We start from the raw sequence: 1,064 nt of genomic DNA, 5'->3' as shown, positions 1-1,064 counted from the left end.
CGAATTACTCTGCGCTGGTTCTTTGGTAAACAGAAAAACGGTAGTCGTATGGATTCGGGCCTTCCGCAGGGAACGCTTCTTCTGCAATCAGAGTAAACGACGGCCAATCTACCTCAGGAAAAAACGCATCACCTTCCACTTCCGCATCCACATGAGTAATGTACAAACGATCCGCACGCTCAAGCGCCAGTTGGTAAATTTGCGCACCACCGATCACCATGACCTCTTCTTGACCATTCACCAAGCAAATATCTTCACCAAGAGAAATAGCGTCTTCCAGCGTCGTCACCACGTCAATGCCTTCTGCTTGATATGCGGGATCACGGCTAATAACAATATTGCGACGACCCGGTAGTGGTTTTCCAATCGATTCAAAGGTCTTACGCCCCATCACAATGGGTTTACCCATGGTGGCCTGTTTGAAGTATTTAAGATCATTTGGCAAATGCCAAGGCAAGGCGTTATTAATACCGATTGTTCGGTTGGTAGACATAGCAACAATAAGTGACAACATACAATAACCTGCGTAAAAATCTTGGCTCTTCTTTGCTCCGGCAATCCAAGAGCAAAGGCTTCTGATATAATCAATGGCATTTATTATACCCATGACGATCCAGATTGCATTTCTTAACCTGCACTAGCAAACGTCGTCGAGGAAAAACAGACAAGGCATTTTTTATGAAACAGTATTTAGATCTTTGCAACCGCATCGTCAACGAAGGTGAATGGGTCAATAACGAACGAACTGGCAAGCGCTGCCTGACCGTTATTAATGCCGACCTCACCTATGATGTAAGCAAAGGCGAATTCCCTCTTGTCACCACGCGCAAAAGCTACTGGAAATCGGCCATTGCAGAAATTATTGGTTATTTAAGAGGCTACGACAATGCGGCAGACTTTCGTGCGCTGGGCACCAAGACATGGGATGCCAACGCCAACGAAAACGAAGTGTGGCTAAACAACCCTTACCGTAAAGGCGAAGACGATATGGGGCTGTGTTACGGCGCCATTGGCCGTCACTTCCCAAAACCAGATGGTGGCCATATCGACCTATTACAACACAT

At 46.4% G+C, this 1,064-nt stretch carries 2 protein-coding genes; one reads left to right on the top strand and one right to left on the bottom strand.

Going from position 1 to position 1,064, the window contains the following annotated elements; translation table 11 throughout:
- Positions 1–4: 4 nt before the first annotated feature.
- A complete protein-coding gene (folA, locus tag DK187_RS20885; RefSeq protein WP_111609218.1) occupies positions 5–514 on the bottom strand; it encodes a type 3 dihydrofolate reductase in 510 nt (169 codons plus the stop codon).
- Positions 515–678: 164 nt separating this feature from the next.
- Here folA and DK187_RS20880 point away from each other — a divergent pair.
- Positions 679–1,064 (top strand): thymidylate synthase (locus tag DK187_RS20880; RefSeq protein ID WP_239494827.1); only part of this gene is annotated, 386 nt, incomplete at its 3' end.

Source organism: Marinomonas arctica, assembly GCF_003259225.1.
In the GTDB taxonomy this organism is placed as follows: Bacteria; Pseudomonadota; Gammaproteobacteria; order Pseudomonadales; family Marinomonadaceae; genus Marinomonas; species Marinomonas arctica.
The sequence above is the reverse complement of the archived record's forward strand: the minus strand, read 5'-3'. Positions and strand labels throughout refer to the sequence as shown.